This window comes from Streptomyces sp. NPDC001373, from assembly GCF_042895815.1.
Classification (GTDB): domain Bacteria; phylum Actinomycetota; class Actinomycetes; order Streptomycetales; family Streptomycetaceae; genus Streptomyces.
Window position 1 is genome coordinate 1 of the sequence record NZ_JBIAWQ010000002.1, and the last position, 22,240, is coordinate 22,240.

General features: G+C 72.2%; 27 protein-coding genes and 2 pseudogenes. 19 read left to right on the forward strand and 10 right to left on the reverse strand.

What is annotated here, in order from left to right:
• Positions 1 to 377 precede the first annotated feature (377 nt).
• The 7 genes and pseudogenes from ACFY15_RS05265 to ACFY15_RS05295 all read left to right on the forward strand — a co-directional run.
• Positions 378 to 500 (forward strand): annotated as a pseudogene (locus ACFY15_RS05265) (type II toxin-antitoxin system VapB family antitoxin); the annotation flags it as partial.
• Positions 497 to 919, forward strand: coding sequence for a PIN domain nuclease (locus tag ACFY15_RS05270; RefSeq protein WP_390825049.1), 423 nt, complete (start codon positions 497 to 499; stop codon positions 917 to 919). The pseudogene ACFY15_RS05265 and the gene ACFY15_RS05270, both read left to right, overlap by 4 nt.
• A 452-nt stretch (positions 920 to 1,371) precedes the next feature.
• Positions 1,372 to 3,807, forward strand: coding sequence for a helicase C-terminal domain-containing protein (locus tag ACFY15_RS05275; protein ID WP_390825050.1), 2,436 nt, complete (start codon positions 1,372 to 1,374; stop codon positions 3,805 to 3,807).
• Positions 3,808 to 3,868: 61 nt separating this feature from the next.
• Positions 3,869 to 4,480, forward strand: a pseudogene (locus ACFY15_RS05280) (ATP-binding protein); the annotation flags it as partial.
• Positions 4,481 to 4,610: 130 nt separating this feature from the next.
• On the forward strand, positions 4,611 to 5,162 hold the full coding sequence (locus ACFY15_RS05285; protein ID WP_390686036.1) for an NADPH-dependent FMN reductase: 552 nt from the start codon (positions 4,611 to 4,613) through the stop codon (positions 5,160 to 5,162).
• A gap of 71 nt (positions 5,163 to 5,233) precedes the next feature.
• The gene (locus ACFY15_RS05290; protein WP_042809829.1) at positions 5,234 to 5,677 is read left to right on the forward strand and encodes a luciferase family protein; all 444 of its coding nucleotides are present in this window, start codon (positions 5,234 to 5,236) and stop codon (positions 5,675 to 5,677) included.
• A gap of 76 nt (positions 5,678 to 5,753) precedes the next feature.
• Positions 5,754 to 6,329, forward strand: a complete 576-nt coding sequence (locus ACFY15_RS05295; protein WP_390825051.1) for a hypothetical protein — start codon at positions 5,754 to 5,756, stop codon at positions 6,327 to 6,329.
• Positions 6,330 to 6,387: 58 nt separating this feature from the next.
• Here the strand turns inward: ACFY15_RS05295 and ACFY15_RS05300 are convergent, their stop codons facing one another.
• Positions 6,388 to 6,900: a PadR family transcriptional regulator gene (locus ACFY15_RS05300; protein ID WP_390686038.1), complete on the reverse strand. Its 513-nt coding sequence runs from the start codon at positions 6,898 to 6,900 to the stop codon at positions 6,388 to 6,390.
• 113 nt (positions 6,901 to 7,013) lie between these two features.
• Here ACFY15_RS05300 and ACFY15_RS05305 point away from each other — a divergent pair, with 113 nt between their 5' ends.
• Positions 7,014 to 7,568: a hypothetical protein gene (locus tag ACFY15_RS05305; protein WP_390825052.1), complete on the forward strand. Its 555-nt coding sequence runs from the start codon at positions 7,014 to 7,016 to the stop codon at positions 7,566 to 7,568.
• Complete coding sequence (locus ACFY15_RS05310) at positions 7,565 to 8,950, forward strand: carotenoid oxygenase family protein (RefSeq protein ID WP_390825053.1); 1,386 nt, start codon at positions 7,565 to 7,567, stop codon at positions 8,948 to 8,950. Before ACFY15_RS05305 ends, ACFY15_RS05310 begins: the two co-directional genes overlap by 4 nt.
• On the opposite strand, the gene ACFY15_RS05315 is transcribed toward ACFY15_RS05310, so the two are convergent.
• The gene (locus ACFY15_RS05315) at positions 8,947 to 9,435 is read right to left on the reverse strand and encodes a MarR family winged helix-turn-helix transcriptional regulator (RefSeq protein WP_390686041.1); all 489 of its coding nucleotides are present in this window, start codon (positions 9,433 to 9,435) and stop codon (positions 8,947 to 8,949) included. The genes ACFY15_RS05310 and ACFY15_RS05315 overlap by 4 nt on opposite strands.
• 110 nt (positions 9,436 to 9,545) lie before the next feature.
• On the opposite strand from ACFY15_RS05315, the gene ACFY15_RS05320 reads away from it, so the two are divergent.
• The 4 genes from ACFY15_RS05320 (at position 9,546) to ACFY15_RS05335 (ending at position 11,603) form a co-directional block, all read left to right on the forward strand.
• Positions 9,546 to 10,388 (forward strand): NAD(P)H-binding protein, encoded by an 843-nt coding sequence (locus ACFY15_RS05320; RefSeq protein WP_390825054.1) that lies wholly within the window; start codon positions 9,546 to 9,548, stop codon positions 10,386 to 10,388.
• Positions 10,389 to 10,426: 38 nt separating this feature from the next.
• Positions 10,427 to 10,837 carry a MarR family winged helix-turn-helix transcriptional regulator gene (locus ACFY15_RS05325; protein ID WP_390686043.1) on the forward strand — a complete coding sequence of 137 codons (411 nt, stop codon included), beginning with the start codon at positions 10,427 to 10,429 and terminating at the stop codon, positions 10,835 to 10,837.
• A gap of 40 nt (positions 10,838 to 10,877) precedes the next feature.
• Entirely contained in the window at positions 10,878 to 11,231 is a 354-nt protein-coding gene (locus ACFY15_RS05330; protein WP_390825055.1) for a helix-turn-helix domain-containing protein, read from the forward strand.
• A gap of 63 nt (positions 11,232 to 11,294) precedes the next feature.
• Entirely contained in the window at positions 11,295 to 11,603 is a 309-nt protein-coding gene (locus ACFY15_RS05335; protein WP_390825056.1) for a hypothetical protein, read from the forward strand.
• Positions 11,604 to 11,631: 28 nt separating this feature from the next.
• Here the strand turns inward: ACFY15_RS05335 and ACFY15_RS05340 are convergent, their stop codons facing one another.
• From ACFY15_RS05340 to ACFY15_RS05350, 3 genes are all read right to left on the reverse strand, one after another.
• Positions 11,632 to 12,051: a molybdopterin-binding protein gene (locus ACFY15_RS05340; RefSeq protein ID WP_390686046.1), complete on the reverse strand. Its 420-nt coding sequence runs from the start codon at positions 12,049 to 12,051 to the stop codon at positions 11,632 to 11,634.
• 136 nt (positions 12,052 to 12,187) lie between these two features.
• Complete coding sequence (locus tag ACFY15_RS05345; protein ID WP_390825057.1) at positions 12,188 to 12,373, reverse strand: DUF397 domain-containing protein; 186 nt, start codon at positions 12,371 to 12,373, stop codon at positions 12,188 to 12,190.
• Positions 12,370 to 13,221, reverse strand: coding sequence for a helix-turn-helix domain-containing protein (locus ACFY15_RS05350; protein ID WP_390825058.1), 852 nt, complete (start codon positions 13,219 to 13,221; stop codon positions 12,370 to 12,372). Before ACFY15_RS05350 ends, ACFY15_RS05345 begins: the two co-directional genes overlap by 4 nt.
• A gap of 141 nt (positions 13,222 to 13,362) precedes the next feature.
• On the opposite strand from ACFY15_RS05350, the gene ACFY15_RS05355 reads away from it, so the two are divergent.
• The gene (locus ACFY15_RS05355) at positions 13,363 to 13,728 is read left to right on the forward strand and encodes an ATP-binding protein (RefSeq protein WP_390825059.1); all 366 of its coding nucleotides are present in this window, start codon (positions 13,363 to 13,365) and stop codon (positions 13,726 to 13,728) included.
• Here ACFY15_RS05355 and ACFY15_RS05360 read toward each other — a convergent pair whose 3' ends face one another.
• A complete protein-coding gene (locus ACFY15_RS05360; protein WP_390686050.1) occupies positions 13,729 to 14,052 on the reverse strand; it encodes an HGxxPAAW family protein in 324 nt (107 codons plus the stop codon). It abuts the gene before it with no gap.
• 70 nt (positions 14,053 to 14,122) lie between these two features.
• Between ACFY15_RS05360 and ACFY15_RS05365 the strand changes: the two genes are divergently transcribed.
• From ACFY15_RS05365 to ACFY15_RS05375, 3 genes are all read left to right on the forward strand, one after another.
• Positions 14,123 to 14,596, forward strand: coding sequence for a MarR family winged helix-turn-helix transcriptional regulator (locus ACFY15_RS05365; protein ID WP_390825060.1), 474 nt, complete (start codon positions 14,123 to 14,125; stop codon positions 14,594 to 14,596).
• Between the two features lie 218 nt (positions 14,597 to 14,814).
• Complete coding sequence (locus ACFY15_RS05370; RefSeq protein ID WP_390686052.1) at positions 14,815 to 15,486, forward strand: DUF4097 family beta strand repeat-containing protein; 672 nt, start codon at positions 14,815 to 14,817, stop codon at positions 15,484 to 15,486.
• 311 nt (positions 15,487 to 15,797) lie between these two features.
• Complete coding sequence (locus ACFY15_RS05375; RefSeq protein ID WP_390825061.1) at positions 15,798 to 16,670, forward strand: helix-turn-helix domain-containing protein; 873 nt, start codon at positions 15,798 to 15,800, stop codon at positions 16,668 to 16,670.
• A 34-nt stretch (positions 16,671 to 16,704) separates the two neighbouring features.
• Here ACFY15_RS05375 and ACFY15_RS05380 read toward each other — a convergent pair whose 3' ends face one another.
• Positions 16,705 to 17,397, reverse strand: a complete 693-nt coding sequence (locus ACFY15_RS05380) for a DUF6882 domain-containing protein (RefSeq protein WP_390825062.1) — start codon at positions 17,395 to 17,397, stop codon at positions 16,705 to 16,707.
• A gap of 48 nt (positions 17,398 to 17,445) precedes the next feature.
• Positions 17,446 to 18,258 (reverse strand): VOC family protein, encoded by an 813-nt coding sequence (locus tag ACFY15_RS05385; RefSeq protein WP_390825063.1) that lies wholly within the window; start codon positions 18,256 to 18,258, stop codon positions 17,446 to 17,448.
• Positions 18,259 to 18,391: 133 nt separating this feature from the next.
• Between ACFY15_RS05385 and ACFY15_RS05390 the strand changes: the two genes are divergently transcribed.
• Together ACFY15_RS05390 and ACFY15_RS05395 are read left to right on the forward strand one after the other, a co-directional pair.
• Positions 18,392 to 18,982, forward strand: a complete 591-nt coding sequence (locus ACFY15_RS05390) for an HhH-GPD-type base excision DNA repair protein (RefSeq protein WP_390686056.1) — start codon at positions 18,392 to 18,394, stop codon at positions 18,980 to 18,982.
• 131 nt (positions 18,983 to 19,113) lie between these two features.
• Positions 19,114 to 19,590: a cupin domain-containing protein gene (locus tag ACFY15_RS05395; protein ID WP_390686057.1), complete on the forward strand. Its 477-nt coding sequence runs from the start codon at positions 19,114 to 19,116 to the stop codon at positions 19,588 to 19,590.
• Here the strand turns inward: ACFY15_RS05395 and opcA are convergent.
• Both opcA and ACFY15_RS05405 read right to left on the reverse strand, forming a co-directional pair.
• Complete coding sequence (gene opcA, locus ACFY15_RS05400) at positions 19,536 to 20,471, reverse strand: glucose-6-phosphate dehydrogenase assembly protein OpcA (RefSeq protein WP_390686058.1); 936 nt, start codon at positions 20,469 to 20,471, stop codon at positions 19,536 to 19,538. The two genes, ACFY15_RS05395 and opcA, sit on opposite strands and share 55 nt — an antisense overlap.
• A gap of 72 nt (positions 20,472 to 20,543) precedes the next feature.
• Positions 20,544 to 22,199, reverse strand: coding sequence for a helicase HerA-like domain-containing protein (locus ACFY15_RS05405; RefSeq protein WP_390825064.1), 1,656 nt, complete (start codon positions 22,197 to 22,199; stop codon positions 20,544 to 20,546).
• Between the last annotated feature and the right edge of the window lie 41 nt (positions 22,200 to 22,240).

The window sequence follows — 22,240 nt, forward strand, 5'->3', positions numbered from 1 at the left end:
TCCTACGCCCTTGCGCCACCGTCCGCACCTTGCGGATCTCGAAGTCCATCGCACCCCTTGAGCTGGGGTGTTGCGACGACTCCTAGAACCCAAGAAACCGGCCGGGGCCTTCCGCCTTCCCCGCCATGGCGACGTCGCCTCAGCAACTGCCGGACCTGGCGCCACACCCGAATCACCTCGGCGAGCTCCGCAAGGAACTTCCGGACTTGCACCAGCAGGCACCTCGCAAGTTCTACGGGCGAGAGGACCCCTGCCGCGATGGCGATCCACCGCGCCTGGCACCTCCTCGTCCCGTTCATCACCATGCTCGCCTCACCGAAGATCGAAGTCAGCACCTCGCATGCCGCATTTTTTTGATCTTCGGAAGAGCTCCACCAGCCTTGCGTGAGGTGTTGGAGAACCGCCGGCGCGCGCTCGCGCTCACTCGGCTGCGGGCGGCCGCCGGAGAGGGCGCGTTCGATCTGGGCCTCTTCGAGGACAAGAGGAACTACCGGAGGTGAGCGCGGCACAGTTCCTGATCGACACCAGCGCACTCGCGCGCTTCCTGCACGGCGACGCCGAACAGTACGGCTGGGATCAGGCGGCTGCGGCTGGTCTCATCGCAACCTGCCCGATCACCGAGCTGGAATTCTTCTACAGTGCCCGATCCGCCGCAGACCGCGCGCGCGGCATCGAGGACATGCGGTTGCTGTTCGGCTGGGTGCCCGTCGACGACCGGGCGTACGACCGCGCCTGGCAGGTCCAGGAGCTACTGACCCAGCGCGGGCAGCACCGCAGTGCGGGCGCGGTGGACCTCATCGTTGCCGCCACCGCGGAACTGCAAGGGCTGACTCTCCTGCACCGCGACCACGATTTCGAGTGCATCGCGGCTGTCACCGGCCAAGCCATGCAGTGGTACGGCCCGGAGGCCGGCAAGTAAGCCCATTGGTTTCTCAGTACTGGTCTCATTCGCGGGTGTACAGCACCGTTCGGCGAGTCTGTAGCCGGTACCTTCACCGCAGGTCGGGACGCCCGCGACTGTCGCCGAACCCCCCGACGAACATGTGGAAAGCGTGTTGGGGGCAACCCCTCACGAGTTCGAATCCCGTATCCTCCGCAGCCGCCTGAACAGGCGAAACGAGAAGCCGAGCCGCGATACGCGACTCGGCTTCTCGTCATGCTCTGGTTGCATTTCTGGTTGCGTTTACACGCATCCATTTCGGACATTTCGAGGATCCGGACTGCCCGGTTCCCGCCCGCCCGCGGATGCCGGCGCCCACCAACGGGGGAGTCCTGTCCCGTACGGGATCTGCGGATCACAGGGGTACGACATCCTTGAAACCCCGCGGCGAGTCCCCGCTGCCATGGTCCTGATCTTGCGAGGTGCCCGGTATGAAGTCCCGATCGACGCTGACGGCTTGGCTGGGCGGCCTCGACAGCCGTCGTCTGGCGCGCGTGCTGGAGGCGCGAAGGGACGCCGCGTCCCCTCCGGAGCCGCGCTCGGTGGGGGAGCTGGCCGACCGTCTTCAGCGCCCGGGATCGGTGGCGCTTGCCCTGCCGCAGCTCGCACTGCCGCATCTCCAGGTCGCCGAAGCGCTGGCAGCGCTGCGTGCGCCCGCGTCGCGCGATGCACTGGCCGAACTGCTGGGAGCGGCCGGCGACGGCACCACCGGCGATCTGGAGGCCGTACTGGAGGCACTGGCCGATCATGGTCTGGTCTGGCCGGACGGCGCGGGGAAGTTCCGCATGGCCGGACCGCTGCGGCAAGCATGGGACGCGCCGCTGGGTCTGGATGCCCCGCTGGAGGAACTGCTCGCCGGCACGACCTCCGACGAGCTGCGCGCAATGCTGGCGGCACTGGGCGTCAAACCGCCGGGCAGCAAGGCGCAGCGGCTGTCCGCGCTGGTGGAACACCACAGCGACCCAGAGCGGATCCTCTCCGTGGTCGCCAAGGCCCCTGCGGCGACTCGGAAGCTGCTCGAAGGCCGAGCGGGGGCGGGGCCAGCGGGACCCGCGCGGTTCGTCATGTTCGGGAGTCCGGGCCCCGATCCCGAACCGGGCGCTCGATGGGCACTGGATCGGGGACTCCTGATCCAGGAACGCCACCGCTACGGCCCGGCCCGTGTGCCCGCCGAGGTGGCGCTCGCGCTGCGCGGGCCCGACTGGCACGCCCCGTTCCAGCCGGTCCCGCCTTCCGTGGGCTTGGCGCCCATTACGTCGCGGGAGGTCGACCGCGAGGCGTCGGCCGCCGCCTCGGCGTTCGCCGCCGGCGCCGCCTCGGTCCTGGCGGCCTGCTCGACGACCGCGCCGGCCCGGCTGAAGTCCGGCGGGATCGGTGCGCGTGAACTGGCCCGGATCGGCAAGGCGGCCCAGGCCGACGACGCCGCCGTACGCCTCACCCTGGAGACCGCGCATGCCGCCGGGCTGCTGGCCCGGGACGGTGACCGTGTGGCACCCACCGATGCATACGACGCCTGGGCGGAACAGGAACCCTCGGAGCAGTTCGCCATACTGCTCCAGGCATGGCGGAACCTGCCGCTCACCCCCACTCAGGCGCGCGACGAGGACAACAAGGCTCTCCCCGCCCTCGTCGGCGCACCGCCCTGCAACGGCTGTGTGCAGGCCCGCCACGGGCTGCTGGATGCGGCCGCGCGGCTCCCGGCAGGACAGGGCGCGCGGGTCGCGTCACATCTGGGGCCCCTGGTCGCCTGGCACCGCCCGCTCGCCGACTCGTCGCCGGACGGACCGCCGTTCGCCACCGTGATCCGCGAGGCCGAACTCCTCGGCGTGCTCGCACGCGGTGCTCTGTCCGCCATCGGCGTCCACCTGCGGACCGGCGACGCGGAGAGCCTGGGCGTCGAGTGCCGGCGGCTGCTGCCCCCGGCCACCGCGACGGCCCGGATCGGCGCCGACCTGACCGCCGTCGTCACCGGCACCCCGTCCACGCGGCTGGCCGCACTCCTGGACTCCGTCGCCGACCGGGAAACCAGCGGCACGGCATCGGTGTGGCGGTTCAGTGCCGGCAGCGTCCGCCGGGCTCTGGACGCCGGCCGTACCCCCGAGGACATCACGACCGACCTGGCCGCCGTCGCCGCCGGACCGCTGCCACAGCCCCTGTCATACCTGATCACCGACACCGCACGCGGCCACGGGCGCGTTCGCATCTCCCCTGCCGCCTGTGTCCTCCATGGCGACGAGCCCGCCCTCCTGGCCGAACTCGCCGCCCACCGCAGGCTGGCCAAGCTCGGACTCCGGCAGCTGGCACCGACGGTGCTGATCAGCCGCAGCCCGCTCGACACGACCCTCGCAGCGCTCCGGGCCGAGGGATACGCCCCCGTCGCCGAGACCGACGAGGGAACGGTACGCATCGAGAAGACCCGGCCTCGGCGGGCCGCCGCTCCCATTCCGACTCCACGCGGCTCCAGGGCGAGCGGCGGCGGCCGGACGGCTGCCCCGAGCACGGCGAAGAAATCCGCTGCCCTCGACCCGAGCGCGCTGGCGACCCGGCTGCTGGCCGCCCCTGCCACGGCTCCCGAACCAGCACCGTTCGAGGGCGGAGAGCCCTTCGCCACGGACACCGAGGAGATCGTCGCAGGGTGGGCGAAGCGCCTGCCGTACACCGACATCCGCCAGCTCGCCCACGCCATCGACGCAGGCCAGACCATCACAGTCGAATACGTCGCCACCTCCGGCAACCGCACGGTGCGCACCCTCAGTCACCTCGAACTCGACCCGCCCTACCTCGTGGCCTGGTGCCACCTGCGAGAAGACGAACGCGTCTTCACCCTCTCCCGCATCCACAGCGTCATGAGCGCCGCACTCGAATAGGCGAAAATGGTAGCGGCCGCGACAGTATCTCTATCGATACTGTTTCTCGCGGGAGGCTTGCATGCGGCGTTTCATCGGTCGGGACCGCGAGCTGGACGTGCTCGGCAGCGCCCTGCGGTCGGTCAGCGATGCCGTCGGCGCGGCGAAGCCGGGACAGTGCATCCTCATGCGCGGGCGGAGGCGGGTCGGCAAGTCCAGCCTCGTCGAAGAATTCCTCCGGCGCACCGAGGTCCAGTGCCTGTTCTTCACTGCGGCGGGCCGCACGGCGGAGGACGAGCTGACGGAGTTGCTCGACGCCGTCGCCAGGTCCACGCTGCCGGAGCGGGAACTGTTCTCGGAGGAGACTCCGGAGCAGTGGAATGCGGCATTCAGGCTGCTCGCGGAGATCCTTCCCGACGACAGTCCAAGCGTGGTCGTCATGGACGAGGTTCCATACCTCATGGACCGCATCGACGCCTTCGAGGGCATGCTCCAGCGGGCGTGGGACCGCCTGCTCAGCCGCAAGCCCGTCCTCCTCCTCCTGGTCGGGTCCGACCTGTCCATGATGGAGGCGTTGAACAGCTACGACCGTCCGTTCCACCAGCGGGGCCGGGAAATGGTCGTGGGGCCGCTGAACCCGGCCGACATCGGCGAGATGCTCGGCCTTCTGCCCGGCGCGTGCGGGTACGCGGCGGCGCCCGCCCCTGACCTCGGCCTCTAGCGCCGCTCAACGGGGGCTCCGGCGCCCGCGCCTACCGTCGGGACGGGATCGCGGTGTCCGCGTCCTCCGCCCTCAGGCGACTTTTACAACAAGGAGTCCGACCATGACCGTTCGCGTCCTCGCCCTCGTCGGCAGCCTCCGGGCCGGCTCGCACAACCGTCAGCTGGCCGAGGCGGCCGTCAAGCACGCGCCCGGCGACGTCTCCGTCGAGATCCACGAGGGCCTCGCCGAGATCCCCTTCTACAACGAGGACATCGACGTCGAGGGTTCCGTCCCCGCCGCGGCGACGGCCCTGCGGGAGGCGGTGTCCGGTGCGGACGCGCTCCTGCTCGTCTCCCCCGAGTACAACGGCACCATCCCCGCCGTCCTGAAGAACGCGATCGACTGGCTGTCCCGCCCCTACGGGACCGGCGCGATCACCGGCAAGCCGGTCGCCGTCATCGGCACCGCCTTCGGCAGCTACGGCGGCGTGTGGGCGCAGGACGAGGCCCGCAAGTCCGCCGGCGTCGCCGGCGGCGCGGTCCTGGAGGAGGCCCGCCTCTCGGTCGCCGGATCCGTCACCCGCTTCGCCGACACCCACCCCGCCGACGACACCGAGATCGCCACCGCGGTCCTCGGTGTCCTGGAGCAGCTCGCCACCAAGGCGAACGCCTGACGCACCCGCGGCCGCAGCTTCGTCGGCCCTTCACGCTGCTGCCGGGCAACCGGCCGGAAAGGAACACCGCCATGCTCACCCTGACTCCCCGCGAGGGCGCGGCCCCGAAGGTCTTCGGACCGGCCCCGCACGGCCAGGGCTCCCAGATCTCCCCGATCATGCTTCAGGAGGAGCTGTGGGGGCGGATGCGCGCGCTGCCCTACGTGTACATGGCGCCCACGCTCGTCTCGGTCCCGCACGCCAGGGCGCTCTTCCTGCCCGAGGGCGTGGGCACGGGCCCGGCCGAGGCCTTCCAGCGCGGTAGGGAGTGGGCCCACATCCACCCCCACCACGACGGCTCCCTCCACCTGACGCTTCCGAAGGAGGCCGAGGAGGAGGTGATCTCCGCGGGCTGGGGCGTGCACCACCCGGTCCAGGCGGTGACGCTCGTCTACGGCCCCCGCAGCTACGCGGAGCTGGAGACGGTCTGGAAGATCGTCCACTTCTCGTACCGGTACGCCGTCGGTATGAAGTGACCCCTGGGGGGACCTCCGCCAGGAGAGGGCCGGACCGCGGCGGCGGTCCGGCCCTCCGGCGTCTACCGTCGGCCCCATGGGCAGCCACTTCCAGACCGTCGTCGACCTCGACGCCACTCCCGCCGACGCCTCGGCCCTCGCCACCGCGGGGCTCGACTGGCTCGTGCGCGAGGGGATCGTGCGGGCCGACATGACGCCCTGCGTGCTCGGGGCGCCGCTGGGGCACCCGCCGGGGCCCTCCTGGCAGACGGCCGTCGGCGAGGCGGACTGGGAGCCCACCGACGGGCTCAAGGTCGAGACGGGGCGGACCGTCTTCCACGGCGGCCAGGGGGAGCCCGCGTACGCCGTGTGCCCCCACTGCGCCGGGCGGGTGGTGCTGCTCACCGAGGCGTGGGACACCGTCGAGGAGGCGTGGCAGCCGTTCGAGGAGGCCATCGACGCCTGGCACGCGACCGGCCGGGCCGCCGTGACCTGCCCCGGCTGCGGGCGCGGCGGCGAGCTCGCGGCCTGGACGTGGGACGGCGACTACTACGCCTTCGGCTGCCTGGGCTTCGAGTTCTGGGACTGGCCCGCGTTCGGCCCCGCCTTCCTCGAACGGTTCGCCCGCGCGCTGGGCGGCCACCGCCTCGTGGTGGTGGGCGGCAAGTTCTGACGGCGCGCGAACGCCCCGGCGCAGCCGGCGCGGGACGCGGGCGCGCGACGCGAGCGGCCTAGCGCAGCCGGTCGGCCGCCCAGCGGGCCCACTCCCGCTGCATCTCGTTGAGGCGCAGGCCGTACTCCAGCGCGATCCGGCCGTACACCGACAGCTGGTCCTCGCCCCAGTCGATCGACCGCTCCAGCGCGCGCAGGGCCTCGTACTCCTCGTCGGATTGGTCCATCAGTCCGGTCAGGTAGGCGCTCGCCTGCTCCCGGGGGAGCACGCCGAGGAAGAAGACCCTCAGCAGGGTGTCGCTGCGGGGGTTGCGCTGCGGCCTGGTCTCCGTCAGCCAGTGGCGCAGTTCGGCCATCCCCTCGTCGGTGAGGGTGTACTCCTTGCGGCCGCGCGGACCCTCCGCCGAGACGGTGATCAGCCCGGCGGCGGCGAGCTTGGACAGCTCGCCGTACATCTGGCTCTGGGTGGCGGGCCAGACGTTGGCCAGCGAGGTCTCGAAGCGCTTCAGCAGGTCGTAGCCGCTGGCCGGGCGCTCGGCGAGGAGTCCGAGGAGGGCGTGTCGAAGGCTCATACCCCCCACCTTACATTCCATCCTTGACATGTCACTTCTGGAAGTTCTACCTTCGACATGTCAGAACAGGAACGTCAGGCAAGCGGGCAGCAGCACACACCAGGGGGTCTTCGATGTCGTACCTGCGCACCTTCCTTCCGTGGATCGTCTTCGCCGTGGTCCCCTCCGCCCAGTGGCAGTGGGGCGCGCTCGCCGCGCTGGCGGCCGCCGTCGCGGTGGCCGCGCAGCAGCGCCGCGAGGGGGCCGGGCCCGACGCGCTGATCATCGAGATCGGATCGGCGGTCTTCTTCGCGGCCCTGGCCGGCATCGCCTTCGCCGACCCGGGGTCGGCCGTGCACGGCTACTCGGCGGCCCTCTCCTCGGCCACGCTGGCCCTGATCGCCGCCGGCTCGCTGCTCGTCCGCAGGCCCTTCACGCTGGGCATCGCGAAGCGCACCACCCCCCGCGAGGTCTGGGGGCTGCGCCCCTTCGTCCGGGCCAACACGGTCATCACCGGTGCCTGGACGGCCGCCTTCGCCCTGACCGCCGGCGCGCTCGCGGTCCTCGCCCACGCCGGCCAGGGCCACTCGACCGCCGCCACGGCCGTCCAGGCCGCCGGCTTCGTCCTCCCGATGCTCTTCACCTCCCGCTATGTCGCCTCCCTCCAGACGAAGGCCGGTGCCCGATGACCACCACCGACACGACCCCCCGCCACCTCTCCGGCAACTACGCCCCGGTCATGGACGAGCTGACGGCGCACGACCTGCCCGTCACCGGCCGGATCCCCGAGGAGCTGGCCGGCTGGTACCTGCGCAACGGGCCGAACCCGGCCGACGCCGCCTCCGGCCACTGGTTCTTCGGCGACGGCATGGTCCACGGCGTACGCCTGGAGGGCGGCCGGGCCCTCTCGTACCGCAACCGCTGGGTCCGCACGACGGAGCTCACCGACGGGGCCCGCATGTACGACCGGCGGGGCCGCCGCGACCTCACCGCCGGACCGGCCAACACCCACGTCGTCCGGCACGCCGGCCGCACCCTCGCCCTCGTCGAGACGGCCCTGCCGTACGAGCTCACCCCTGCGCTGGACACCGTCGGCCCGTACGACTTCGGCGGCCGGCTGACCACCGCGATGACCGCGCACCCGAAGGCCTGCCCCGTCACGGGGGAGCTGCACTTCTTCGGCTACGGCATCGCCGAGGCCCCCCACCTCACCTACCACCGGGCCGACGCCTCCGGCGAACTGACGGTCAGCCGGCCGGTCGAGGTCCCGGGGGCGACGATGATGCACGACTTCGCCCTCACCTCCGGGCACGTCGTCTTCCTGGACCTGCCGGTGGTCCTCGACCTCGGCCTGCTGGGCAGCGGCACCATGCCGTACCGCTGGGACGACGGGTACGGGGCCCGGCTGGGGGTGCTGCGCCGCGACGATCCGTACGGGCGGGTGCGCTGGTGCGCCGTCGACCCCTGCTACGTGTTCCACGTGCTGAACGCCTACGACGCCCCGGACGGGACGGTCGTGGTCCACGTGATGCGCTACCCCGAGCACGCCCGGCGCACCGCGGACGGGACGGTCGCCGGGGGCGGGGAGGCCGTGCTGTGGAAGTGGACGGCCGACCCCGCCACCGGCACGGTCCGGGAGGAGCAGTGCGACGACCGGCCGGGCGAGTTCCCCCGGATCGACGACCGGCTGGCCGGGCTGCGGGCGGACCACGGGCACGTGACCTGCGGGAACGCCCTGGTCCGCTACGACCTGGAGACCGGGGCGTCCACCGCCCACGACTTCGGCCCGGCCCGGACGCCCGGCGAGGCCGCCTTCGCCCCGGCCGCCGACGGGTCGCCGTCCGGCACGTCCGGCTGGCTCGTGACGTACGTCCACGACGCCGGGACCGGCCGCAGCGACCTGGTCGTCCTCGACGCCGAGGACCTGGCGGCCGGACCGGTCGCCACGGTCCACCTCCCGGCCCGCGTCCCGCACGGCTTCCACGGCAACTGGCTGCCGGACGCGGCGGGGCAGGGGCCCCTGAGGTCGCAGGCGGCCCCAGGAGGACCTACGAGCCCCCAGGGGGCCTAGGGGCGGCGCAGGGCCTCCTGGGAGGCGACGTACTTGACCATCAGGCGGGCGAGCTCCAGCCGGTCGCGCTCGCTCCAGTCGGCGGTGATGTACTCGTACGCCGAGCGCTGGTGGCGGCGGAAGCGGGCCATCAGCTCCTCGCCCTCGGGGCTGAGATGCAGGACGGTGCGGCGGCCGTCCCGCTGGGAGGCGGCGCGGACCAGGTAGCCGGCGGAGATGCAGTCGGACACCATGCGGCTGGCCACCGAGGGGTCGACGCCCAGGTGGGAGCCGACGGCGCCGACCGTGACCTCGCGGGCGTCGTCCCGGCCGATCTCCAGGACGACGTTGAGGACGAGGGTCCTGCCGAGGTCCTTCGGGGAGATCGGGTCCCGCACCTCCAGGAGCGAGGAGCGGCGCAGCTTCCCGAAGGCGGGGCCCACGGCGTTCAGCAGCTCTTCGGCCACGGCGGCCTCGACGGCCGTCTCCGCCTCGTGATTCTTCATGGGGCCCATCGTATCTACGTGACACTCCGCAAGCATGTGTTGACATGAAAACGTGTGCGTGTCAGCATGCATATGTCTTCAGTCAATGAAAATGCCGAGCGGAGCTTCCCATGACCACTCTCATCACCGGCGCCCGCGGCAAGGTCGGCCGGGCCGTCCTCGGCCGCCTGCACTCCGCCCGGCACGCCGTCCGCGCCGCCAGCGCCCGCCCGGCCGGACTGGACGTACCGCCCGGGGTGGAGACCTTCGAGCTGGCCCTCGACCGCCCCGAGACCTTCGCCGCCGCGCTCGGCGGCGTCCGCCAGGTCTTCCTCTACCCCGAGCCGTCCGGCATCCGGGAGCTGGTGAAGGCCGCCGAGGCCGCCGGCGTCGAGCACGTCGTCCTCCTCTCCTCGTCCTCGGTCCTCGGCCCGGACGCGGAGGCCGACCCGCTCGCGAGCCACAGCCTCAAGGTCGAGCGCGCCCTCGCGTCCTCTTCCCTGACCTGCACCTTCCTGCGCCCCGACGCCTTCGCGAGCAACTCCTTCGCCTGGGCGCACCCCATCGGCCGCTCGATGCCGGTCCAGCTCGCCTACCCCGACGCGCAGATCGCGCCCATCCACCCCGAGGACATCGCCGACATCGCCTTCGAGGCGCTGACCGGCGACTCCCTCAGGGGCCGCTCCGTCACCCTCACCGGCCCCGAGTCGCTCACCTTCCGCGCCCAGCTGGCCGCCCTCTCCGCTGCCATCGGCCGCGAGATCCCCGTCGAGCACATATCCCGCGAGGCCGCCGAACAGCAGATGTCGGCCTTCATGCCCGCATCGATGGTCGGCTCGCTGCTCGATCTGTGGGCCGCCGCGAGCCACGGCCCCGCCACCGTCGCCGACACCACCGAGACCCTCCTCGGCCTCCCCGCCCGCAGCTACGCCCGGTGGGCCGCCGAGAACGCCCCCGCCTTCGCCGGGCACTGAACGCACCGCCCGGCCCTCCCCGTCGAAGGAACAGAACCGTGAAGCCCATCGGCTACTGGCTCAACCGCACCGACAAGGCCCTGACCGCCACCATGGACGCGCTGCTGGCGGACTCCGGGCTCACGCGCCTCTCCTGGCAGGTCCTCAAGGTCGTCGAGGGCGAACCCCGGGCCACCGACACCGGCGTACGGTCCGTCCTCGCGGCCAACGCCGGCACCGAGGCCCTGACGTCCGCCATCGAGGCGGCCCTCGCGGGCGGCTGGGCGCTGCGCCCGGACCCGGGCCGTCTGGCCCTCACCGAGGGCGGTCGCGCCCGCCTCGACGAAGTCGGCCTGCACGTGGGGGCCTTCCGGGAGCTGGCGGTGACCGGCATATCCCCGGAGGAGTACCGGGCCGCCGTGGGCGTGCTGGAGCGCATGACCCGCAATCTGGAACGGGCGGCGGTCTGAGCGTTCCGGCCCCGGCCGGTGCGCGGGGGTCGCCGACAGGGTGGCGGGTGCCCTCGTATCCATCGGTCAGGCCGCCGTTCTGCTGCGCGTGAGTCCCGAGACCGTCCGCCGCTGGGCCGAATCCGGGAGGCTGCCCGCCCTGCGCGCGCCCGACGGGACGCGGGCCGTCGACGGGCCGGCGCTCGCCGCCTTCGCCAGGGAGCGCGCCGCCGGGCTGCACCGGGTGCCCGACCGGGCCGCCGCCACCTCCGTGCGCAACTCCTTCGCGGGGATCGTCACCGCCGTCCGGATGGACGAGGTGGCGGCGCGGCCCCGGGTGGAGATCCGGTCGGGCCCGCACCGGATGATCCACGCGCCCCTCTTTCGCCACCGCACGCCTCAGCACACACCGTAATCACGGACGCTACAGTCCGTTACGACATCCGGTCCGGTCAGGCGAGAGGAACGAGGCGGGCGAATGACGATGCGAACGGCACGGCGTGCGGGGAAGGCCCTGGGGGCGTGCGCGGCGGCCGCGCTGCTGGCACTGGCCACTCCGGCGGGCACCGCGCAGGCGGCGGAAGGTGTCCTGTCCGTCGACGGGACCGAGCACGAGGACCCGTCGGGCTGCTACCGGCTGGGCGACTTCGCCCCGCCGAAGGTCGTCAACCACACGGACGAGGTGGCATGGGTGTGGTCCGGCCCGGACTGCGACGGCCGGGTGACGCAGCAGATCGACCCCGGCGCGAGCGCTGTCGGGCGCGGCAGGAGCCTCTTCATCGAGTGAGGGTCCCGGCCGCCGCCCCCTGCGGGCCCTACGCGGCCTGGAGGGAGACCTCGGTCGACTTGATCAGCGCGACGACGGAGGAGCCGGCGGCCAGGCCGAGCGCGTCGACGGCGTCGGCGGTGATCGCGGCCGTCAGCCCGCCGCCGTTCACGTCCACCTTCACGGAGGCCATGGCCGGACCGGTGACGACGTCCACGACGGTGCCGGCGATCTGGTTGCGGATGGACAGCCCCTCGACGGGCCCGGTCGCCAGGGCCACCTCGGTAGCCTTGACCAGGGCCTTCACGGAGGAACCGGCGGCCAGGCCCAGCTCCTCGACGGCCTCGGCGGTGATGGCGGCGGTGATGTCCTGGCCGCCGTCGAGACGGACCCTGACCGTCGCCATGGCCTCACCGGTGGTGACGGCGGTGACGGTTCCGGTGATCTGGTTGCGGATGCTCAGGCTCATGGGTGGTTCGACCTCTTACGTAGTCACGTCGCGCGGTCCGGGAAGAACCGCGCGGGACCGACGACCGTAGGACGGCTGGAACCACCCGGCCGTGAGCCCCTCGCACGCACGGACCAAAACCACCCGTGCGCCTCGACTATGCCGCCAATGACGTGACGAAACCCGCCCAGGCCGCGTCGCTGACCGCGAACTGGGGGCCGAGGGCCTTGGAGTCCCGGACGTGAACCGTGCCGGCGGTGGTCGCCACCTCGACACAGTCGCCGCTCTCGTTGCTGTCGCTGTAGCTGCTCTTGAACCAGTGCAGTTCGGAAGGGTGGATCATGTCTCTCCCAGCAAGTGCTCGATGAAGACCCGCGACTCCCTTGGCGTCAGAGCCTGGGAGCGGATCATCCCATAGCGCAGTTCCAGCACCTGGAGCTGCTTGCGGTCCGAGATGGGACGCCCGTAGAAGGCCCCCTCAGAGCGGCCAACAGCCGTACCGTCCGCGAACTTCAGCAACTCGATGCCACCTGCCATGCCCGCGTGGACCTCGCAGTCCAGCGGCATGACCTGCACCACGACATTGCGCAACTCGGCGATTTCCAGGATCCGTTCGAGCTGCGCCCGCCAGACCATTGTGCCCCCGAGGGGCCGTCGAATCGAGGCCTCCTCCTGCACGATGGTGATGGCCGGAGCAGGCTCCCGCTCGAAGACGGAACGCCGAGCCAGCCGACCGGCGACGTTTCGCTCTATCTCCTCGACTCCATGGGTCGGCTGCCTCATGTCGAACAAGGCCCGCGCATATCCCTCCGTCTGGAGGAGCCCGTGGATGTTGTGGGTGCGATAGCCCCCGATCTCGATCGCCGTGGCCTCCATCTTGGCCAGAGCGCGGACCTCCTTCGGATACCGGACTCCCACCAGGTCCTCCCGCATCGCCTTGATGAGGCCGCCGGCCTTCAGCGCCTCGTCCACCCCGTCCAGATACTCCGGCTTCGCGATCCGCTTGCCGCCCTCGACCTTGTAGACCAGGTCCTCGCCGTAGCCGATGCACGCCGCCAACTCGGCGACTCTCATACCCAGGGCTTCCCTCCGTGCCCGCATCTGCCTGCCCAGCGCGGCGACCACCGCCACGCCCTGTGCATCCTCGGGGTCCACGGCCCAGCTGTGCTCTTCGACACCGTCACTGTCCATACGGCTCCCACCTCCTCGACCCGCCCTACCCCGCACACCCGTGGAGACAGTCCGGACAGCATTGGACAAGCCTTGGACAAACCCTCTACGGACCGGGCGGGCCACTTCACAGGGGTAGCACGCACCGACACGCTAAGTGATGTGAATCCTCCACTCCACTACGCCGTGCAGCTGTCCGCCACCCCTCGCGCCGCGCGTCTCGCCCGGCTGCTCGCCGTCGAGCAACTCCGCTCCTGGGGGCTGCCCTTCGAGAACGCCGCGCAGGTCGTGGCCGAGCTGTGCTCCAACGCCGTCACCCACGGCCGGGTCCCCGGCCGGGACTTCCACCTGGAGTTGAGCGTCACCGACGCCGGACGCGTGCGGATCGAGGTGGCCGACACCCGGAGCGACCGGCTCCCCGGTGAGCCCCAGTACGGGCTGTCCATCGTGGGCGCCCTCGCGGACCGCTGGGGGAGCGCCTCAGGGCCCGCACCGCGCAAGACGGTGTGGGCGGAGCTCAGTTCGTAGCTAGCGGGGCCGGACGGCGGAGGAGGCGGGCCGGCGTCCGGCCATGCGGCAGCCGAGACACTCGGCGTGGCCCTCGCGCGCGGTGTGGTCGCGGGTGCCCATGGCCCAATGCGGCTGCGGCCGGGGTCCGGGCCCCTTGCCCCAGCCCGCCAGGTGCAGCACCCAGGTGAGTACGGCGGCCGCGGCCATGACGCCGGTCCCGATCCAGATGCCCGGCGTCCAACCGACCACCCCCAGACCTGCCACTGCGGCCCCCACGGCGGCGACGGCCGTTCCGGCCCATCCGGCGACCGTGTGCCCCTCGTCGTACCCGTGCGCACTCATACGCCACCCCTCCCCGACCTATGATGTCTTAGCCAGTGAGCAATTTATCTTAGGCACTAAGGAATTTTCAATGGAGGGCACACCCCGCCCCGCTGCCTCCGTCCCGGCGGCGATCGGCGCGATGGACGGCCTGATCGCGACGAGCATGGTGGCCCAGCAGGAGTTCGCCCGGAACCTGGGCCTGAGCCCGACGGACCTCATCTGCTTCGCGTACGTCCTCCAGGCCGGGGACACCCCCGTCACCGCCGGCGACCTCGCCGCCCGCGCGCACGTCACCACGGGCGCCGTCACGGGCATCGTCAACCGGCTGGAGCGCGGCGGCTACGTGACCCGGCAGCCCGACCCCGCCGACCGGCGCCGGGTGCGCGTGGTCGCCGTACCGGAGGCCGCGCAGCGCGTCCGCGCCGTCTACGAGCCGTACTACGCGCTCCTCGCGGAGCTCTTCGCGCGGTACAGCCCGGAGGAGGTCGCGGTGCTCAACGACTGGTTCACCCGCGCGGGCACCCTGGCCGCCACCTACCTCGCGGAGTCCTGCGGCTCCTGACCCGGCCCGCCCCGGCCGTGGCGTTCACATGCAATCCATTGCAACGAAAACCCTGGATTCATTGCGTTAAATCGCAGGCCCACTGCAACGATTTCAAGGCTCTGAGCTGTGCGAATACACATCCCACGCAAGCCCGCTGCTGCCGCACCCATGAACGCAACATAGCGTTTCCCTTGTCGGAAACGCCGACGGACCGTCGCAGAGCGCAGGAGCCCACCATGCAGAAGTTCGCCACCTCCACCCCCGTCTCCGCCGTTCTCGACATCCCCGCCGGACGCATCCAGCTCATCGCCGCCGACCGCGCCGACGCCACCGTCGAGGTCCGCCCCGCGAACCCCGCCAAGAGCCGCGACGTGAGGGCGGCGGAGCAGATCACGGTCGACTTCCGCGAGGGCGTCCTGCGGATCGCGGCCTCCCCGGCGAAGAACCGCCTCCTCGGCAACTCCGGCGCCGTCGAGGTGACCGTCCAGCTGCCCGCCGGCTCCCGGGTCGAGGCGAAGGCGGCCGCCGCCGATCTCCGGGGCGTCGGACGCCTGGGCGACGTCGTCTTCGACGGAGCGCACGCCCAGGTCAAGCTGGACGAGACGGCCTCGGCCCGGCTGACCGTCCAGGCCGGTGACGTCGCGCTCGGCCGCACCGGCGGGCCGGTCGAGGTCAGCACCCAGAAGGGCGACATCAGCATCGCGGAGGCCGTCCGGGGCACGGTCACCCTCTCCACCCAGTACGGCGGCATCTCGGTCGGCGCCGCCCGCGGGGTCTCCGCCTCCCTGGACGCCGGCACCTCCTACGGCCGGATCCACAACGCCCTCACCAACAGCGGGGGCGGCGACGCCGCCCTGAGCATCCACGCGACCACCGCCTACGGCGACATCACCGCCCGCAGCATCTGACCGCTCCCGCGCCGCATGGCCGCCGAGCCGCACATCCGGGCTGCCGACCGGCGCGCGGGAGAGCGCGATCCGGTCCGCCCGTACGTTTCTTCTGCTTCGCAAGAACCGGGAAAAGAACCCTCTCCCCACCCCACCAGCCTCCCGCGGCGGCCGTCTCACTCGCACGGGTGAAGAAGTCCAACTCAGCTGGATTTCGGCCGGGTTGCCGGGCATATGCTCGCCCCGACCAACCCCGGAAACTGAGACGGCCCCCGCCAGGACTGCAATCCCGGACGAGGGCCTGACCAAACAGGAAGTTAGCCCCACTTCCCATGGCTCTTGCAAACCCTAGCGCGCCCGCGCGCGCCACGTACGGAGTTCATCACTCCAACGTCCGTCACACGACCAGGTTCACCGTCATCGGCAACCACCTGGCCCAGCACCCCCATCTCACGCTGACCGCACGCGGCTTGGGCACGTACATCCAGTCGCTGCCGTCCGGAACACCCATCGGCATCAAAGACCTGGCCAGACGCCTGCCGGAGGGCGAGATCCGCATTGCGGCGGCCCTGCGCGAGCTGGAGGCGTACGGATACCTGGAACGGGTCCGCGAACAACTGCCCGACGGGCGGTTCGTCACCCACACGGTGTCCTACAACCACCCCAAGGCCACCGCCGCCCGCCCGCCCCTGCCGCCGAAGCCCGAGCCGGAACGAGCCGCGGACCCCGAGCCGGAGCCCGAGCCGGACCCCGAGCCGGAGCCCGCCCAGCCCCCCGAGGCGGCACCACGGCCCACGCCACCGCCCCCCGCCCCGGAGCCGGAACCGCGGCCCGGGCCGCCCTCACCCACCCTCCGGGCGGCGCAGACGCTCCTCGCGGAACTGCGCCGCACGGACCCCCGCCTCCTCCTCGGCCGCCGGGACATCGAACGCCTCGCCCCCCGGCTGGAACCCTGGCTGGAACGCGGCGCGGCCAGGGAAGCGGTGATCTCGGTCCTCACGGCGACCATCCCCGACGGACTCCGCAACCCCGCGGGCCTGATCTTCTACCGCCTCACCGCCCAGGAACCCCCGGCCCTCCCACCCGTCCACCTCAGGCCCGCCTTCGTCCCGCCGGATCCCCTGGTGTCCTGCACCAGGTGCGACAAGGCCTTCCGCAGCCCGGTCCCGGGCACCTGCAAGGGCTGCTCGTCCACCGGGCCGTGACGACCCGCCGTCCCGGCCCCGGTCGGCGGCCCGGTCAGCCGGGAAGGACGTCGACGCCCACGCCGGAGATCCGGCCGGCGGAGTCGAAGCCGACCTCGACCGCGCTGCCGTCCCGGAGCTCGGCGACGATCCGGTCCCCCTCGGTCCGGTGGGGCACCCCGTGGTGGTCGAAGAACCCGCGGACCACCTGCGGGGCCGAGTGCCCGATCAGTCCGGCGCCGGTGAGCAGAACGCGCGGCAGGGTGACCGGCTCCAGAGCGGCGCGCGGGACCTGCGGGTCGTCCGGCAGGAAGTAGACCCGGGTACCCGGTCCCGCCATCTGCCCCAGGTAACCGGGGGCTCGGGCCACGCCCATTCCGGTGAAGGCGAGCATCTCGGCGGCCCGGTCCGGATCGTCGAACCCGGACAGGTCGACCATCTCCGCGGCCAGTTCGGGGATGCCGTGCTGCCGCCCGTACCGCTCGACCGCCTCGGTGAGGGCGACCACCTCGGCGCCCCGCCACCCCGGGTTGGCCCAGCCCCACATCCAGGACCGCTCGTCCATGTCGTAGGTGCCGAGGACCGCCACCCGCAGTTCCAGCCCGCCCTGCTGGTACGTGCAGGAGGACAGCTCGGCGGTCCACGGACCGCCGGGCAGGAAGGAGGTGAGGAGTTGGAGCTGGTCCGCACCCCAGGCCGCGTGCCGCTCGGCCTCCAGGAGGAACGCTTCACTGAACCGGTTCGTCATGGCCCGAACCCTACGGAGCCCGGCCGGGGGCCCGGGCGGGCGGTCCAGCTAGGTGAAGTCAGGCATCTCGCCGACCCGGCTGTTCATGTCGATCACCGCGAACACCGCGCCCTGCGGGTCGCCGAGGGCGGCGAAGCGGCCGAAGGGGCTGTCCATCGGGCCGAAGTAGATCCTGCCGCCGCGCGCCCGCGTCTTCTCGACCGCCAGATCGCAGTCCGTGACGCCGAAGTAGACCTGGACGTAGGACGGGACCTGCGGCGGGAACTCGTCGCCCATCTTCATCCGGCCCAGCACCGCGTGGTCGACGCCGCCCACGCTGAAGATCTTGAAGTCCGTCCCGGCCGCCTCCGGGCCGTCCCCGGCCGCCATCTGCCGGGAGGAGTACGGGAAGACCCGCTCCAAGAACGAGTCCACCTTGCCCGGCTCGCGGGTGCAGACCTCGGCCCAGGCGTACGAGCCCGCCTCGCCCAGCTTCTCGAAGCCCTTGTGCTCGCCCGGCTGCCAGACGCCGAAGACCGCGCCGCTGGGCTCCTTGGCGATCGCCATCGTGCCGAACGTGCCGACCTGCATCGGCTCCATCACCACCGTGCCGCCCGCCGCCCTGATCTTCTCCGCGGTGGCGGCGGCGTCCTCCGAGGCGAAGTACAGGCACCACTGGGACGGTGCGTCGCCGCCCGGCATCGGCGGTACGACCGCCGCGACCGCCTTGCCGTCGGAGTAGGCCTGCGTGTAGTCGCCGTGCTCGCTGCTGACCTCGCCGAAGGTCCAGCCCAGCACGTCGGCGTAGAACTCCTTGGCGGCCTCCACGTCGGTGAACATCGCGTCCACCCAGCAGGGGGTGCCCTCCGTGAACTCGGCCATGGTCGATCGACTCCTGTGTCGTCCGTCGTCCGACGTCTCTCGTCTGTCCGTACGTCCCTCCCACGCTAGGGCCGGGGTCCGACAACCGCGCGCCGAACGGGCGCGGGGCCCGGTCCAGGGGGAGGCTGGGGGGATGGACGACATCACCATCCGGCTCGCGCAGCAGCCCGAGGCCGACGCCCTGCTCGCCCGCAGCCCGCTGGCCGCCCTCACCGGGATGCTGCTCGACCAGCAGGTGCCGATGGAGTGGGCGTTCTCCGGGCCGTGGACGATCGCCCAGCGGCTCGGCGCCGACGACCTGGACGCGCACGCCATCGCCGCCCACGACCCGGAGGCGTTCGCGGCGCTGCTGTCGCAGAAGCCGGCGGTCCACCGCTACCCGGGGTCGATGGCGAAGCGGATCCAGCAGTTGTGCGCGTACCTGGTGGAGCACTACGAGGGGGACGCGGCGGCCGTCTGGGCTGACGCGGCGACGGGGGCGGAGCTGCTGAAGCGGCTGAAGGCGCTGCCGGGGTTCGGGGAGCAGAAGGCGCAGATCTTCCTGGCGCTGCTGGGAAAGCGGTACGGGGTGCGGCCGAAGGGGTGGCGGGAGGCGGCCGGGGGCTACGGGCCCGCGAACGTCTACCGCTCGGCGGCGGACATCACCGGCCCGGAATCGCTGGCGAAGGTCCGCGCGTACAAGCAGGCGGCCAAGGCTGCTGCCAAGGCCTCCGGCGGCGCGTAGCCCCCGCCGCGCGAAGCCGTCTCCCCACCCCGCGCGGCGGACGGCTCGCCACGGCCCCTGCCAGGGAGGCGAGTTGACGGACCCGCCGGCCGGGCGGGCCGATGTCCGAGGCGCCGACTAGCGTCGGCAGGATGACCGAGAACCTCACCCGCGCCACCACCGCCGAGCGCATCTCCGACGGCCCCGGCAGCGTCATCACCCTGCTCACCGACACCGCCGAGCTCACCTGCAACACCGCCCGCTTCGAGGTCGGCGCGGCCGGCGCCCCGGTGCACTTCCACACCAAGGCCACCGAGTTCTTCCACGTCACCGACGGCCGCCTCGACGTCCTCGTCGGCGACGAGGTCCACACCCTCTCCAAGGGCGACTTCCTCAGCATCGCCCCCGGCGTGAAGCACGCCTTCGCCCCGGCCGCCGGCCACACCGCCGAGGTGTTCGTCGGGTTCACCCCCGGCATGGGCCGCTTCGACTACTACCGGCTGCTCGGCCGGGTGCGGGCGGGCGAGGCCACCGTGCAGGACGTCATCGACAGCCAGCCCGTCTACGACAACCACTACGCCGAGAGCGAGGCCTGGGCCGGCCGGCTGCTGCGCAGCGCCGAGGCGTAGACCTCGTCGGCGTCCAGGCGCCGCAGCTCCTCCGCGATCAGCTCCGCCGTGCTGCGGATCTTGAGGGCGACCTTCCGGTCGGGCCACCCCGGCAGGACCAGGGTGGCCAGCGAGCCGGTGGGCCGGTCCACGACGACCTCGCCGGCGGCCGTCTCCAGCCGGACCCGGGTGATGACCGGCCCGCCGGTGGCCACCCGGGCCACCGGCGCGCCCAGCCGGTCCTCCAGCCAGCGCGCCAGCAGCTCGGCACTGGCGTTGTCGGGCTCGCTCTCCACCGCCGCCGCGGTCACCGGCAGGGTCTTCTGGTCGAAGGCGCAGGCCAGCAGCGAGCGCCACGGCGTGAGCCGGGTCCACGCCAGGTCGGTGTCGCCGGGGGCGTAGGCGGAGGCACGGGCGGCCAGGACGCCGACCGGGTCCACCGCCGCCTGCGCGTCGGTGATACGGCGCTGCGCCAGCGCGCCCAGGTCGTCGCGGGCCGGGTCGGCGGGGGCGTCGGCCGGCCACCAGGCGACCACCGGCGCGTCCGGCACCAGCAGCGGCAGCACGATCGAGCCGGCCTGGGTGGTGAGGTCGCCGTGCAGGCGCAGGATGACGATCTCCCCGGACCCGGCGTCCGAGCCCACGCGCAGCTCGGCGTCGAGCCGGGTCCGCCGCCGCCGCTCCGGGCCGCGGTGGGTCCGCTTGATCACCGCGATGATCCGGCACGGGTGCTCGCGGGCGGCCTCGGAGGCCGCGCGTACGGCGTCGTAGGCGTTCTCCTCGTCCGTGGCGATGACGAGGGTCAGCACGAGCCCCATGGTGGGGCTGCCCACGGCTCGACGGGCCGCCAGCATGGCCCGGTCGATCCTGCTGGACGTGGTGTCGGTGAGTTCGGTCCGCATGCCCACGAGTCTGTCAGCGGCTGCCGCAACGCGGACAACCGGTTCGCTCGATTCCCCCTGGAGCGCCGCGCCTCATCGGCGCCGGCGGGCCGTGCCGAAGAGGGAGCGGGAGATCTCGCGCCCCAGCTGGGTGCCGACCGAGCGGGCCAGCGAGCGGAACAGGCCGCTGCCGACGACCTGTTCGACCAGCGAGGGCTCCGGCTTCGGGGCGCGGCCCGCGGACGGCCGCGCCGCCCCGGCCTCCCGTCCGGCCTCCCGTCCGGCCTCCCGTCCGGCCTCCTTTTCGGCCTCCGCCGCCGCGGCGGCCGCCTCCGCCTCGGCCTCCGCGGCCGCCTGCTCGGCGGTGATCTTCTCGTACGCGGACTCGCGGTCGACGGGCTGCGCGTAACGCGGGTACAGCGGCGAGGCCTTGACCGCCGCGTCGAGGGCCGCCGCGTCGACCGGCCCCATCAGCGACTGCGGGGCGCGCAGCCGGGTGGCGGCGACGGGGGTGGGCGCGCCCTTCTCGCCGAGCACGGTGACGACGGCCTCGCCGGTGCCGAGGCCGGTCAGCAACTCCTCGAGATCGTAGGCGGAGTTGGGGAAGGTCCGGACGGTGGCCCTGAGGGCCTTGGCGTCGTCGGGGGTGAAGGCGCGCAGCGCGTGCTGGATCCGGTTGCCGAGCTGGCCCAGGACGTCGGCGGGGACGTCCTTGGGGGTCTGGGTGACGAAGAAGACGCCGATCCCCTTGGAGCGGATCAGGCGCACGGTCTGGGTGACGGATTCCAGAAAGGCCTTGGAGGCCCCGTTGAAGAGGAGGTGGGCCTCGTCGAAGAAGAAGACCAGCTTGGGACGCTCCGGATCGCCGACTTCCGGGAGGCCGGCGTAGAGGTCGGCGAGCAGCCACATCAGAAATGTAGAGAAAAGCTGCGGTTTGTCCTGTACGGCCGGGAGTTCCAGTACGGAAATCAGCCCGCGACCGTCCGGGGCCGTTCGCAGGAATTCGCCGGTGTCGAATTCGGGTTCTCCGAAGAATTCCGAGGCGCCCTGCTGCTCGAATGCGGTGAGTGCCCGCAGAATCACCCCGGCGGTGGCGGTGGAGAGCCCGCCGATCCCCTTCAGCTCAGGTTTTCCCTTGTCGGAGACGAGGAAGGCGACGACCGCCCGCAGGTCCTTGAGGTCGATCAGTTCCAGGCCCTTGGAGTCGGCGTAGTGGAAGATCAGGCCGAGCGACTGCTCCTGCGTCGGGTTCAGCCGCAGCACCTTGGACATCAGGACGGGGCCGAAGGCGGTCACGCTCGCCCGGAGCGGGATTCCGGGGCCGATGCCGCCGAGCGAGTAGAAGGCGGCGGGATATCCGGTGGCCTCCCACGCCTGGCCGACCTCCGTCGCCCGCTCCGCCGTCCTGCCGCCCGGCGCGCCGGGAGCGGAGATCCCCGAGAGGTCCCCCTTGACGTCGGCGAGGAAGACGGGGACGCCGTTCGCGGACAACTGCTCGGCGATCAGCTGGAGGGTCTTGGTCTTGCCGGTGCCGGTGGCGCCCGCGACGAGCCCGTGGCGGTTGAGCACCGACAGCGGGACACGGATCCGCCGGTCGGGCAGGCAGGCGCCGTCCCAGAGCAGGGCCCCCAGCTCCAGCGCGGGCCCGGTGAAGGCGTACCCGGCGGCGATCCCGGCGGCCGGACTCGCCGGGTCCGCCAGGCCCCCCGCAGCGGACGCCGGCGTGGGCGGGTCGGTGCTCTGGCTCATGCGTCACTCCCGGAATAGCCCTGAGTGCCACTTTTGCACCG